The 12,827-nt window shown below is 72.8% G+C and carries 9 protein-coding genes; 2 read left to right on the top strand and 7 right to left on the bottom strand.

Going from position 1 to position 12,827, the window contains the following annotated elements; translation table 11 throughout:
- Positions 1-213 precede the first annotated feature (213 nt).
- Positions 214-1,191, top strand: coding sequence for a DUF559 domain-containing protein (locus ACFOW4_RS18035; RefSeq protein ID WP_377529143.1), 978 nt, complete (start codon positions 214-216; stop codon positions 1,189-1,191).
- A 317-nt stretch (positions 1,192-1,508) separates the two neighbouring features.
- Here the strand turns inward: ACFOW4_RS18035 and ACFOW4_RS18030 are convergent, their stop codons facing one another.
- The 3 genes from ACFOW4_RS18030 to ACFOW4_RS18020 all read right to left on the bottom strand — a co-directional run bounded on the left by ACFOW4_RS18030 (position 1,509) and on the right by ACFOW4_RS18020 (position 5,101).
- Positions 1,509-3,218, bottom strand: a complete 1,710-nt coding sequence (locus ACFOW4_RS18030) for a S8 family serine peptidase (protein ID WP_377529141.1) — start codon at positions 3,216-3,218, stop codon at positions 1,509-1,511.
- Positions 3,219-3,414: 196 nt separating this feature from the next.
- The gene (locus ACFOW4_RS18025; protein WP_377529139.1) at positions 3,415-4,125 is read right to left on the bottom strand and encodes an HAD family hydrolase; all 711 of its coding nucleotides are present in this window, start codon (positions 4,123-4,125) and stop codon (positions 3,415-3,417) included.
- A gap of 13 nt (positions 4,126-4,138) precedes the next feature.
- Positions 4,139-5,101, bottom strand: coding sequence for a DMT family transporter (locus tag ACFOW4_RS18020; protein ID WP_377529138.1), 963 nt, complete (start codon positions 5,099-5,101; stop codon positions 4,139-4,141).
- 86 nt (positions 5,102-5,187) lie between these two features.
- Here ACFOW4_RS18020 and ACFOW4_RS18015 point away from each other — a divergent pair, with 86 nt between their 5' ends.
- The gene (locus ACFOW4_RS18015; protein WP_377529136.1) at positions 5,188-5,733 is read left to right on the top strand and encodes a CGNR zinc finger domain-containing protein; all 546 of its coding nucleotides are present in this window, start codon (positions 5,188-5,190) and stop codon (positions 5,731-5,733) included.
- Here the strand turns inward: ACFOW4_RS18015 and ACFOW4_RS18010 are convergent.
- The 4 genes from ACFOW4_RS18010 to ACFOW4_RS17995 all read right to left on the bottom strand — a co-directional run bounded on the left by ACFOW4_RS18010 (position 5,700) and on the right by ACFOW4_RS17995 (position 12,778).
- Entirely contained in the window at positions 5,700-6,311 is a 612-nt protein-coding gene (locus ACFOW4_RS18010) for a GNAT family N-acetyltransferase (protein WP_377529135.1), read from the bottom strand. The two genes, ACFOW4_RS18015 and ACFOW4_RS18010, sit on opposite strands and share 34 nt — an antisense overlap.
- A gap of 114 nt (positions 6,312-6,425) precedes the next feature.
- Positions 6,426-7,835: a class II fumarate hydratase gene (locus ACFOW4_RS18005; protein ID WP_377529132.1), complete on the bottom strand. Its 1,410-nt coding sequence runs from the start codon at positions 7,833-7,835 to the stop codon at positions 6,426-6,428.
- A gap of 35 nt (positions 7,836-7,870) precedes the next feature.
- Positions 7,871-10,852, bottom strand: coding sequence for a BTAD domain-containing putative transcriptional regulator (locus tag ACFOW4_RS18000; protein ID WP_377529130.1), 2,982 nt, complete (start codon positions 10,850-10,852; stop codon positions 7,871-7,873).
- 258 nt (positions 10,853-11,110) lie between these two features.
- Positions 11,111-12,778 (bottom strand): fumarate hydratase, encoded by a 1,668-nt coding sequence (locus ACFOW4_RS17995; RefSeq protein ID WP_377529127.1) that lies wholly within the window; start codon positions 12,776-12,778, stop codon positions 11,111-11,113.
- Positions 12,779-12,827 lie beyond the last annotated feature (49 nt).

Genomic DNA, 12,827 nt, shown 5'->3' with positions numbered 1-12,827 from the left:
GGCACGACCCCTCATCTCATGAGAGCCCACCCCGTTGCAACAACCACTTGAGGCCAAGCCCGGCCGACAGCCCGACTTCCAGCAAGCCGAGTCGATCACCAATACCACAGCGCCCGGGCGGCGAACGGTTGTCCACAGGGGGTCGGCGGGAGGTCCCTGCGGGTTGTCCACAGGGGTGTCGGCGGCCCGTCGGCGGCGGGCACGCTGCTCGACATGCCGCCACGCCCGCACCGACCCGACGCCCTGGCCTGGCAGGTCTTCCGCGGCTCCGACGCGGTCCTGCGGGGCCTGCTCACCGAGCATCAGCTGCGCAGCTCCGCTTGGGTGCGGCTGCGCCACGACATCTACGCCGACGCACGGCTGGACCGGGACCACGCCCTCACCTGCCGGGCCGCCCTTCTCCGACTGCCACCCGGCGTGGTGATCGCCGGCCCGTCGGCCGCCTACCTGCACGGCGTGGAGCACGCCAGCGCGTTCCTCGGCGAGGTGCACGTCCTCGTGCCCCGGTCGCTGCGGGTCGGCGCCCAGCGCGGCCTACGCGTGCACGCCGGAGACTTCGTCGCACCAACAGCAGCCGACGCACAGGCCAGCGGTGGGCGCCTCGTAGGGGCCGGCCAACGACCGGGTGCCGCCGAGGGCGATGGGTCGCCTCGATGCTCCGGGATCATCCCCCGCACCGACCCCGGCCGGGCCGCCTGGGAGACGGCCGTCTGGTTGGAGCCGGTCCGCGCCGTCGGAATCGTCGACGCGCTGCTGCGGCAGGGGCTGACCGACCGGGACACGCTGGCCGAGGTGGCCACCCGCAACGCGGACCGGCCCGGTGGGCGGCGGGCGCGCTGGGTGTTCGAGCTGGCCGATCCCGGCGCGCAGTCCCCGCCGGAGTCGCAGCTACGGGTTCGGCTGGTGCTGGCCGGGCTGCCGCGTCCCGTCGCCCAACATCCGGTACGCCTGCCGAACGGCCTCATCCTGCATCCGGATCTGGTGTGGCCGGAGTACCGGGTCGCGGTCGAGTACGACGGCCAGTGGCACGCCGACGCTGATCAACTGCACCGCGACCGTCGGCGGCTCAACCTGCTGGTCGGGGCGGGCTGGCTGGTGCTGCACGTGACGAGCCGCCGCCTGCACAACGACTTCCCGGGGGTGCTGCGCGAGGTGCGCGCCGCGCTCGACACCCGCGGCTGGCGTCGATGATCGTCCCTCGGCAGGGCTCCCGGACCGCAGGAACTCACCCACGACGGACGCCCCGGACCACCCACGCCCGACAGGCCCCACCGACCCGCGCCCACGCACGCCCGGCAGGCCCCCCGACCCGCCCACGCACGCCTGACCGGACGCCGCGAGCGCCCGCACCGCCCTCTACCGCCAAGGTCAACTCGACATCCTGCAAGTCGGGGTGTCCACCGGACCACAACACCCCGACTTCCCTGAAACCGAGTCGATCAACGGGGCAGGCGCGGACGACAGCGGGGCCCGGCCGACCGTGGTCGACCGGGCCCCGACGGGTTGCCCTACGGTCGGGCGTTCGGCTTCAGCGGCGTCTTCACCGCCGCGTAGGCGTCGACGATGCCGTACCCGTAGAAGCCGTTGAAGTTGAGGCCGCCGGCGCAGTACGCGTCGTAGGTCTCGTCCCGGCCCTCGTTGCGGTACTGCTGCAGGCGCGGCTCCGGGCAGGCGTGCTCGGCCGCCGTGCGGTAGAGGTGCTGCTCCACCAGGTCCGGCGACATGCCGAAGCCGCCCCGGCCCTGCGGCTTGCCGTACCGGCTGACGATCAGCGCGGCCACACCGGCGGCGTGCGGGGACGCCATCGAGGTGCCCTGGAGGTAGGTGTAGTAGCCGCACTCACCGTTGGCCTTGCACTGCTTGAAGACCTCGTTGGCCACCCGGGGGTCGATGTTGCCGTCGGCGTCCACCCGGGGGTCCGGGATCGTCGGCGAGATCGGCCCCTCCTGGAGCACCTTGAGGGGGTAGGTGGAGAGGATCATGTTGGCCGGGCTGCGGTAGGTGTCGGTACCGAAGCCGTCGCGGAACCAGCCGCCCGGCGCGGCGACCGAGATCTGCTCGGTGCCGTAGTTGGAGAAGTCCGACTTCTTACCGGACGGGCCGACCGACGAGACGCCGATGACGTGCGGGCCCTCGGCGGGCAGGTCCCAGCAGCTCTCGTTGTCGATCGGCCGGTCGTACGGCTCGGCGCCGTAGTCCGGGCTGGAGGTGTCGGTCCGCGGAGCGCCCAGGTCCTCGTTGTTGTTGCCGAGTGCGCCGACCAGGGTGACGCCCCTGTTGTGGGCGAAGACCAGCGCGCGCTTCATCGCCTTGATGATCGCCCGCTGCTCGGCCTGGTCCTCGAGGGAGTCGGCCGGGTTGGCGGTGCAGTTGTAGAGCCACGGGTCGACGTAGAAGGACATGTTGACCACGTCCAGCCCGTTGCGCCCGGCGTAGACCAGGGCGTTGACCACCGGGTCGAGGAAGAAGTAGCCGGAGTCCTGGCCGCCCTTGAGTTCGACCAGGGAGACCTTCGGCGCGACGCCGGACAGGCCGAAGCCGTTGGCGGCGGCGCCGATGGTGCCGGCCACGTGGGTGCCGTGCCCGCCGTCGTCGGTGCCGACCGGGTCGAGGCAGCTCGGCACCTCGCAGGGGCCGTCCACGTCGGTCAGGTCGGGCGCGAAGTTGCGCGACAGCGACCAGTTGAAGTTGGGCGCGATGTCGGGGTTGCTGGCGTCCACGCCGGTGTCCAGCACGCCCACGGTCACCCGGCGGTCACCGGGCTCGACCTTCCGGGCCTTGTCGGCCCGGATCATCTCCAGGCCCCACAGCTTGTCGTCGAGCGGGTCCATCCTGGCGCCCCGCTTGGCGGCGGCACCGGCGGCGGCCGAGGCCGCCAGCTGGTTCTCCTGCTCGACCCGGTCCAGCTTCGGCTTGCGGCCGATCGCCTTCTGCTCGGCGGCGCCGATCAGGGCCGGTGCGGCCGTCGCCCGTGCCGCGAAGTCGGCCCGGTCGCTGGTCACCTGGAACATGCCGACCTCGTCGGACCGGGACACCACCGTGCCGCCGGCCGCGCGGATCGCGGCGACCGCCGTGTCGGCGGCGACGCCGTCCTCGGCGACGACCGTGAAGGTCCGGGAGCTGGCGGGCGCGGCGCTGGCCGGCACACCCATCCCCGCCGCCGTGAGTGCCAGCACCGTCGCGGTCGCGACGGCGCCGGCGGTGAAGCGCTTGCTCACCACATCGAATCCTCTCGTTGAGGGACGTGGCAGCCATCACACAACACCGCAGGGGTTTCCGCCAGGTGAACGTCCGTTATGGCGGTGAATCTCGGCTTCATCCGGCCAGGTCGGGAGTCGTCTCTGACAGATCGGCGCACGTCCGCAAGCAGATCGACGCGCGTCCACGAACGGATCGGCGAGCGCCCCTGGTAGATCAGCCGGCTCCACCGGCAGATCGGACGACATTCCCGGACAGATCGGCCAGCGCCGGGCTCAGGCCGGCCATGGTGGACACCTCAGCGTCGGGGGCCTCCCCGAACGGGCGGGGCAGGTTGAGCCGGTTGAGCCACACCGACCGCAGCCCCGCCCGCCTCGGTCCCACCACGTCGTGCTCCCACGAGTCGCCGACGTACACGATCTGGCCGGCCGGCACCCCGGCGGCGGCGACCACCGCCGCGTAGAACTCCGGAGCCGGCTTCTTCGGCAGGCCGTCCTCGTGCGCGTACACCTCGAAGGTGAACTCGCCGGCGAGCCCGCACCGCTCGGCGCGGCTGTTGCCGTTGGTGGCGAAGCCCAGCGTGTAGCGCTCGCGCAGGGTGGCCAGCGCGGGTGGCACATCCGGAAACGGCCGGGTGAGCGCGAAACGGCGGGCGAAGAAGAGGGCGGCGACGTCGTCCAGGTGGGCCTCCAGGCCGGCGCGGGCGAGCGACCGGGCCAGCGCGGCCCGGCGGATCTCGGCGACCGGCGCGGCGCTCAGCGCGCCGAAGACCGCACCCCAGTCCGACTCCAGGTCCGCGAGGGAGACGGCGGCGGCCGCCGGGGTCAGCCGCCGCATCTCCTCGAGTACGGCCACCAGCCCGCCGGTCACCGCCGGGCGCAGGTCGAGCAGGGTCTCGTCGGCGTCGAACACCACGGTGGTCAGCACGCCGGCCACTCTCTCACCGGCTGTCGGCGGCCAGCGCGGGCTCCAGGGCGGGCTCCAGGGCAGGTGCCGGTTCGCGCAGCTCGTCGAGGCGGACCAGGGCGACGCCGGCGACGATCAGCGCCCCGCCGAGGAGCTGGACGGCGGTGGGCAGCTCGTCCAGGAGCAGCCAGGCGATCAGTACCGCGAACAGCACCTCGGTCAGCCCGACGAACGACGAGAGCCGGGGACCGAGGATGCGGGTGCCGGCGACCCCGGCCAGGTACGCGATCACGGCGGCCACCAGGGACAGCCCGGCCACGGGCACCAGCCAGCTGGTGCGCTCTCCGGCGAAGGTCACCTCGCCGAAGGTGGCCCGCAGTGGCAGCAGGCCGGTGAGCCCGACGAGGAACAGGGTGACCGCCCCCACGGCCATTCCGCCGCTGGCCATCACGACCGAGGGCAGGCGGGCGTCAACCCGCCCGGCGAGCACGAAGTAACCGGCCAGGCCGACGGCGGCGCCCAGCCCCCAGAGCACGCCCACCGGGTCGACGCCCTCGGTGCCGGTGAGGTCCAGCACGAACGCCAGGCCGGCCAGCGCGGCGACGGAGCCGGCCACGGTGAGCCGGCGGGGGCGCTGGCCGTGCAGCAGCCACATCCAGGCCACCACGAGGATGATGCCGAGGTACTCGAGCAGCAGCGCGATGCCGACCGGCAGGTAGCGGACGGCGTTGAAGAAGCAGACCTGGGCGAGCGCGACGCCGAGCAGGCCGAACATGCCGATCGCGCTGGTGTTGCGGCGCAGCACGTCCCAGCGGCCGCGCAGGGTCAGCAGGGCGGGGATCGCCAGCACCAGGGCGGCGATGCCGACCCGGGCGACGACGGCCGCCTCGGCCGACCAGCCGGCCTCGATGAGCGACCGGGCGAAGCTGCCCGAGGTGGCGAAGGTGACCGCGGAGAGCAGCGCCAGCCCGGCACCGGCGGCGGGTCGTTGCTGCATGGGGGCTCCTCGCGAACGGCAGGGATGTCATGGGCAAACTAGGCTTGTGCCCATGACGCTAGGCGTACCCCCTGACAGGAGTCAAGTTGCTGTTCGCTCATGACACCGAGTGTGCGCTGATCGCCGCCGCCGCGTTGGTCAACACCGACGGCGGGGACGGCGAGCTGCTGCCCGACGTGGCCGCGCTGGACGAGTTCTTCACCGCGCACGCCTACAGCGGGCGCCACGAGCACACCGACGCCGAGCTGCGCGCCGTCCGCGAGCTGCGGCCCCGGCTGCGCCGGATCTGGCACGCCGAACCGGCCGAGATCGTCGCCGTGATCAACGGGCTGCTGCGGGAGCACCGGGCGCTGCCGCAGCTCATCGAGCACGACGACGAGCCGTACCACCTGCACGCCGTGCCCCGCGACGCGCCGCTGGCCACCCGGATCGCGGTGGAGGCGGCGATGGCGATGGCCGACCTGGTCCGCTCGGGCGAGCTGGGCCGGCTGCGGGTCTGCGACCACCCGGACTGCGACAACGTGCTGGTAGACCTGTCCCGTAACCGCTCGCGCCGGTTCTGCGAGGCCGGCTGCGGCAACCGCGCGGCGGTGACCGCCTACCGCGCCCGCAAGGCCGCCGGCCGCTCCTGAGCGGGCTCGCCCCGGTCCTCCCGACGCAGCTCGTACTCGACCTCGCCCTGCTCGGTGCCCGGGATCGGGTCGTCCCAATCGAGGTGGAAGGTACGCAGGTAGCGCAGGCCGGCCTTCTCCATCACCCGCCGCGAGCGGCCGTTGACGGCCATCGTCTGGGCCCAGACCCGCCGCACCCCGACCGTGTCGAAGGCGTACCGGACCAGCGCCCGGGACCCCTCGGTGGCGAGGCCGCGCCCCCAGGTGCGACGGCGCAGCCGGTAGCCCAGCTCGGCCTCCGCGCCGTCGGCCGACGGGTCGAGCGCGAACCAACCCAGGAACTCGCCGGTCTCCCGGTCGAGCGCCGCCCACCGGCCGAGGCCGGGGTGCCGCTCGTACTGGGCCAACAGCCTCGGCAGATGCTCGTCACGGACCACGGCGAGCGGGGTGGGAGCGCCACCGGTCAGGAAGCGCATGACCTCCGGGTCGCCGTCCAGCTCGACCAGCGCGTCCGCGTCGGCCATCGTGAGCCGCCGCAACCGCAACCGCTCAGTCGACGGAAGCGGGCGGGCGTCGACCGGAAGGGCACTCTGCACCATCTCCGGATCATCCCGCCCGCCAGCGAACCGCGTCGACCGATTTGCCCGCCACCGCGCAGCGCTCAACGCCACTTCCCCAACAGGCTCATGCCGGGGGTGACGCCTCGCGCGCGGTCAGGGGTGGGTCATCCTGAGCAGGTCGAGGGTCTCGTCGAGTTGGGTCTCGGTGAGCTTGCCGGACGCCACGTGCCCCCGGGAGATCACCACCTCGCGGATCGAAGTCTGCTTGGCCAGCGCCTCCTTCGCGATCGAGGCGGCCTCGTCGTACCCCAGGTAGCGGTTGAGCGGGGTGACGATCGACGGCGAGCCCTCGGCGTACGCCAGGCACACCTCGGCGTCCGCGACCAGGCCGACCACCAGCCGGTCGGCGAAGAGCCGGCTGGCCGCGGCCAGCAGCCGAATCGACTCCAGCAGGTTGCGACCCATCACGGGGAGCATGACGTTCAGCTCGAAGTCGCCCTGCGAGCCGGCGAAGCCGACGGCGGCGTCGTTGCCGATCACCTGGGCGCACACCTGCCGCATCGCTTCGGCGACCACCGGGTTCACCTTGCCGGGCATGATCGACGAGCCGGGTTGGAGGTCGGGGATGCGCAACTCCCGCAGGCCGGCGCGGGGGCCCGAGCCCATCCAGCGGATGTCGTTGGCCATCTTGTAGAGGCCCACGGCGACGGTCCGCAGCTGCCCGGAGGTCTCCACCAGGGCGTCGCGGGCGCCCTGTGCCTCGAAGTGGTTGCGCGCCTCGGTCAGCGGCAGCCCGGTCGACTCGCGCAGCTTGCCGATCACGGCGGCGGCGAACCCGAGCGGCGTGTTGATGCCGGTGCCCACCGCAGTGCCACCCAGCGGCAGCTCGGCCAGCCGGGGCAGCGTCGCCTCCAGCCGTTCCACGCCGTAGCGGACCTGGGCCGCGTACCCCCCGAACTCCTGCCCGAGGGTCACCGGGGTGGCGTCCATCAGGTGGGTACGCCCGGCCTTCACCACCGTCTCGAACTCGGCAGCCTTGCCCTCCAACGCCTCGGCGAGGTGCGCGAGCGACGGCAGCAGGTCCCGGGCCACCGCCTCGGTCGCCGCCAGGTGGATCGAGGACGGGAAGACGTCGTTGCTGGACTGGGAGGCGTTCACGTGGTCGTTGGGATGCACGTCGCCGCCCAGCTCCCGGCCCGCGAGGGTGGCGATCACCTCGTTGGTGTTCATGTTCGACGACGTGCCCGAGCCGGTCTGGAACACGTCCACCGGGAACTGGTCGTCGTAACCGCCGTCGGCCACGTGCGCGGCGGCGGCGGCGATCGCGGCGGCCACGTTGGCGTCGATCACGCCCAGCTCGCCGTTGACCTCGGCCGCGGCGCCCTTGATCTGGGCCAGCGCCCGGATCTGGGCCGGCTCGATGGGCCGGCCGGAGATGGGGAAGTTCTGCACCGCTCGCTGGGTCTGTGCCCGCCACAGCGCCTCGACGGGCACCTCCACCTCGCCCATCGAGTCACGTTCGATCCGGTAACCAGTTGCCTCTGGAGTCGTCACGCGTACCATCCTGCCGCGCTCCTCGCCGACTCGCAGATGATCGGTCAGTCCAACTCGGCGAGGCACCGGGCCACCTCGTCCCCGTCCGGCGACTCGGCCTGGCGGAACAGGGCCAGCGCTCGGGTCCAGTGCGACCGGGCCGCGGCCGGGTCGGTGTCGCGCAGGCAGCGGGCGATACCGTCCAGCGCCCGGGCCTGCTCGTGCCGGGCGCCCAGCCGGACGGCGTCGGCGAGCACCCGCCGGTGCAGGTCCACCGCGCTGGTCACGTCCCCCTGATCGAGGAGCGCGCGGGCCAGCAGGTTGCGGGAGGTGCAGGCGGCGATCCGGTCCCCGGACTTCGTCACCGCGGCGAGCGCTTCGCGATGCAGCGTCGCGGCGGCCTCCGGCCGGCCCAGGATCCGCTCGATGGTGCCCAGCTCGTTGAGAACCTCGCCCTCGCCGAAGCGGTTGACCTCCCGGCGCTTGAACTGCAACGCCAGCCGCAGGAACCGGCGCGCGCCGGCATAGTCGCCCAGCCGGGCCCGCACCGCACCGAGGTGGCCGAGGGCGTTGCACAGGCTGTTGATGTCGCCGATCTCACGGGCCAGGCGCAGCTGCCGCCGCGAGACCAGCCGCGACTCCGGGTAGCGGCCCCAGGCCAGCAGCAGCACCGCCTGGTTGTTGAGCATCGCGATGACCTCCACCGGCTGGTCACCGGGGGAGACGAGCGCCAGCGCCGCGGCGAGGTGGGCCATGGCGGGAGTGAACTGCCAGTTCGCGCCGTACGCGACGGCCAGGTTCCGGCGGACCGTCGCCTCACCCCGCCGGTCACCGAGGCGCTGGCGCAACCGCAGCGCGACCTCCATCAACTCGATGGCCTCCGGGAACCGCCCGAGGCGGAAGTAGCCCGAGGAGAGGTAGTTCTGGACGGTGGCGATGGCCGCCGCGTCGTCGAGTTGCTCGGCGGCGCGCAGCGCGACGGTGTGGGTGTCCACCAGCTCGTCCAGGTGGCCGTACTTGTAGAGGTAGTACCAGGACGTGCGGGCCAGCTGCCAGCAACGTTCCAGCTGCCCCTCGGCGGCGGCCAGCCGAACCAGCGCCGGCAACGCGGCCCGGTTCGCGTCGAACCAGCCGACGCCCTCCGCAACGGACGCCGACACCAGGTCGGCCCGGGGCGGTTCCGGCAACACCAGGACGGACCGGCTGGCCACCGGCTCCATCCGGCTGGCGATGGCGTACGCCACATGCAGGTGATGATCGAACATCCGGACCGTGGCGGCCGTCCGCTGCGCTGCGGTCTCGCCGGTCTCCACCAGCTGCCGGGCGTACTCGCGCATCAGGTCGTGGAGGCGGAACCGGCCGGTTTCCGGCTCGTCGATGAGGTGCGCGTCCACCAGGCTGTCCAGCAGATCCTGCGCGTCGGGCAGCGGCAGGTCGGCGAGCGCCGCCGCCAGCCGATCGTCGAACAAGCCCCCCGGGTGCAGCGCCAGCAGCCGGAACATCCGCTGCTGGCCGGGGGCGAGCTGTGCGTACGACAGCGCGAACGCCTGCCCGACCGAGCGATCGCCCGCCGACAGCTCGGTCAGGGTGTCCCGTCCGGCGGCCAGCCGGTCCGCCAGGTCGCGGACCCGCCACCGGGGCCGGTGCGCGAGCCGGGCCCCGGCCAGCCGGATCGCCAGCGGCAGGTACCCGCACCGGGCGGTCACCTCGGCGGCCGCTTCCGGCTCGGCCGCGACCCGGTCGACGCCCGCCACCCGGCCGAGCAGCTCCACAGCCTCCTCCGGGTCCAGCACGGCCAGCGACGACGGCTTGCCACCGTCCAGCCCGGCGAGCCGGCGGCGGCTGGTGATCAGGGTGAGGCTGTCCCGGCCGTTGGGCAGCAACGGTGCGACCTGGGCGACGCTCGCGGCGTTGTCGAGCACCACGATCGCCCGCCGCCCGGACAGCTCGCTCCGCCACAGGGCCGCGCGCTCGTCGGTGTCGGCGGGGATCCGGTCGCCGGGAACACCGAGCTGGCGGAGCAGCGCGGCAAGGGCGGCGGCCGGTGGCACCGGCTCGCGTTCGCTGTGCCCGTGCAGGTCGATGAAGAGGTGCGCGTCCGGGTAGCGGTCGGCGAGCGCGGTGGCGACGTGCACGGCCAGGGTGGTCTTCCCACTGCCCGCCATGCCGTCGATGAGCTGGATCCGGGCGTCGTCCTCCTCGATCTCCTTCACCAGCCGGGCGAGCGTCTCCTGCCGTCCGGTGAAGTCGTTGATCGCCCGGGGCAGCGCCCGGACGGGGGTGAAGGACCGCTCCTCGGCGCCGGTGAGTGCCAGGTCGCCGGCGAGTACCCGCTGGTGCAGCTCCTGCAGCGCGGCGCCGGGTTCGATGCCCAGCTCCTCGGCGTAGATCCGGCGTCCCTCCCGGTAGACGGCGAGCGCGTCGGCCTGCCGACCCACCGCGGACAGGGCGAGCATCAACTGGCCGCGCAGCCGCTCCCGCAACGGATGCCGGTCGACGCTCTCGGTCAGTTCGTCGAGCAGGTCGGCGGCCTGCCCGAGGTGCAGCTCGACGTCGACGCACTCCTCCAGCACGGTCAGGCGCTGCTCGTCCAGCGTCTGTGCGCGGCGGCGGACGCTGCGGCTGGGTATGCCACCGAGGGCCGTCCCCCGCCAGAGCGCCAGGGCGGCGCGGAACCGCTCGCGCGCCTCGGTCAGCCGGCCGGCGGCGACGGCAGCCCGGGCGGCCTCCACGCTGCGGGCGAAGACCTCGGCGTCGAGATCGGCGGGCAGGGTACGCACGCCGTACCCGACCGGGTCGGTCACGATGATCTCGGGGGACAGTCCGAGTTCGACGAACCGGCGCCGCAGCCGCGACACGCAGGTCTGGAGCTGGGCGCGGGCGGTGGCGGGCGGGCCCTCCTCCCAGACGGCGTCGAGCAGTTCCTCGACGGGGACCACCCGGCCGGCCCGGAGCAGCAGCATGGCGAGCACGATCCGGTCGCGCCCGGCGGTGACGGTGGCCTCGCCACCGCCGACCCGCAGAGGCCCCAGGATCCCGAACCGCATCTACTCCCCCGCCTGCGTCGCGCAACTTCCAGCAGAGTAGCCCGGTGGTCACGGATCGCCTCGATCCGCTGATAGTGATCTGAGAGCGGATCGACAGCGACACGCCGCAGACTCGTTCCGGGTTGTCGGTGACGGCATCCGACGGGGGCGGTGCGCCCGTTCGTCCTCAGCGGCGCGGGCGCACCGATGTCGGTGCACCACGGACGAGGAAGGGGCGCCGGGCTGACCGCCCGGCGCCCCTTCCTCGTCGTCCAGGGATCAGCGGCGCCCGACGGTCAGCACCGGCTTGGTCACCTCGGCGAAGAAGTCGTTGCCCTTGTCGTCGACCACGATGAAGGCGGGGAAGTCCTCCACCTCGATCTTCCAGACGGCCTCCATGCCCAGCTCCGCGTACTCCAGGACCTCGACGTGCTTGATGCAGTCCTGGGCGAGCCGGGCGGCGGGGCCGCCGATCGAGCCGAGGTAGAAGCCGCCGTGCTGCTGGCAGGAGCGGGTGACCTGGGCCGACCGGTTGCCCTTGGCCAGCATGACCTGCGAGCCGCCAGCGGCCTGGAACCGCTCGACGTAGGCGTCCATCCGGCCGGCCGTGGTCGGGCCGAAGGAGCCGGAGGCGTACCCCTCGGGGGTCTTGGCGGGGCCGGCGTAGTAGACCGCGTGATCGCGCAGGTACTGCGGCATCGGCTCGCCCGCGTCCAGCCGCTCCGCGATCTTGGCGTGCGCGATGTCCCGGGCCACCACCAGCGGGCCGGACAGCGACAGCCGGGTCTTCACCGGGTACTTGGACAGCTCGGCGCGGATCTCGTCCATCGGCCGGTTGAGGTCGACCTTGACGACCGTTTCGGCGTCGAGCGTCTCGTCGGTGACGTCGGGCAGGTAGCGCGCCGGGTCGGTTTCGAGCCGCTCCAGCCACACACCCGACGGGGTGATCTTGGCGACCGCCTGCCGGTCCGCCGAGCAGGAGACGGCGATCGCCACCGGGCAGGACGCGCCGTGCCGGGGCAACCGGACCACCCGCACGTCGTGGCAGAAGTACCGGCCGCCGAACTGCGCGCCGATGCCGAAGTTGCGGGTCAGCTCCAGCACCTCCGCCTCCAGCTCCAGGTCACGGAAGCCGTGCGCGCTCATCGAGCCGGCCGTGGGCAGCGCGTCGAGGTACTTGGCGCTGGCGTACTTCGCAGTCTTCAGGGCGTACTCGGCGGAGGTGCCGCCGATGACGATGGCCAGGTGGTACGGCGGGCAGGCGGCGGTGCCGATCAGCCGCAGCTTCTCCTCCAGGAACTGCATCATCCGCGTCGGGTTGAGCAGCGCCTTGGTCTCCTGGTAGAGGTACGACTTGTTGGCCGAGCCGCCGCCCTTGGCCATGAAGAGGAATTTGTACGCGTCCGGGTGGCCGTCCGGGTCCTCGGCGTAGATCTCCACCTGCGCCGGCAGGTTGCTGCCGGTGTTCCGCTCGTCCCACATGGTCAGTGGGGCGAGCTGGGAGTAGCGCAGGTTCAGTTTCGTGTACGCCTGGTAGACGCCCCGGGAGATGGCCTCGGCGTCGGCGCCGTCGGTCAGCACGTGCCGGCCACGCTTGCCCATCACGATCGCGGTGCCGGTGTCCTGGCACATCGGCAGCACCCCGCCGGCGGCGATGTTGGCGTTGCGCAGCAGGTCCAGCGCGACGAACCGGTCGTTCGGCGAGGCGGCCGGGTCGTCGATGATCGACCGGAGCTGGGCCAGGTGCGCCGGACGCAGGAAGTGCGCGATGTCGTGCATCGCCTCGGCGGTCAGCGCGGTGAGCGCGGCCGGCTCCACGGTGAGGAAACGGCGGCCCCCGGGACCGTGTACGACGTCGACGCCCTCGTCGGTGACCAGGCGGTACTCCGTCTGGTCGGGGCCGGTCGGTAGCAGGGGGGCGTACGAGAACGAGGCGGCACTGCTCATGAGCGGAAAGCCTAGGGCAGACCGGTCGATCGCTCCCACCCGCCGGGCA

Origin of the sequence: Micromonospora sp. GCM10011542, from assembly GCF_042650685.1 — a bacterium.
Classification (GTDB): domain Bacteria; phylum Actinomycetota; class Actinomycetes; order Mycobacteriales; family Micromonosporaceae; genus Micromonospora.
The sequence above is the reverse complement of the archived record's forward strand: the minus strand, read 5'-3'. Positions and strand labels throughout refer to the sequence as shown.

Coding starts and splice junctions, on each gene's coding strand:
- ACFOW4_RS18035 (WP_377529143.1), top strand. CDS start 214: ATGCCGCCACGCCCGCACCGACCCGACGCCCTGGCCTGGCAGGTCTTC.
- ACFOW4_RS18000 (WP_377529130.1), bottom strand. CDS start 10,852: ATGCGGTTCGGGATCCTGGGGCCTCTGCGGGTCGGCGGTGGCGAGGCC.
- ACFOW4_RS17995 (WP_377529127.1), bottom strand. CDS start 12,778: ATGAGCAGTGCCGCCTCGTTCTCGTACGCCCCCCTGCTACCGACCGGC.
- ACFOW4_RS18020 (WP_377529138.1), bottom strand. CDS start 5,101: ATGCAGCAACGACCCGCCGCCGGTGCCGGGCTGGCGCTGCTCTCCGCG.
- ACFOW4_RS18010 (WP_377529135.1), bottom strand. CDS start 6,311: ATGGTGCAGAGTGCCCTTCCGGTCGACGCCCGCCCGCTTCCGTCGACT.
- ACFOW4_RS18005 (WP_377529132.1), bottom strand. CDS start 7,835: ATGGTACGCGTGACGACTCCAGAGGCAACTGGTTACCGGATCGAACGT.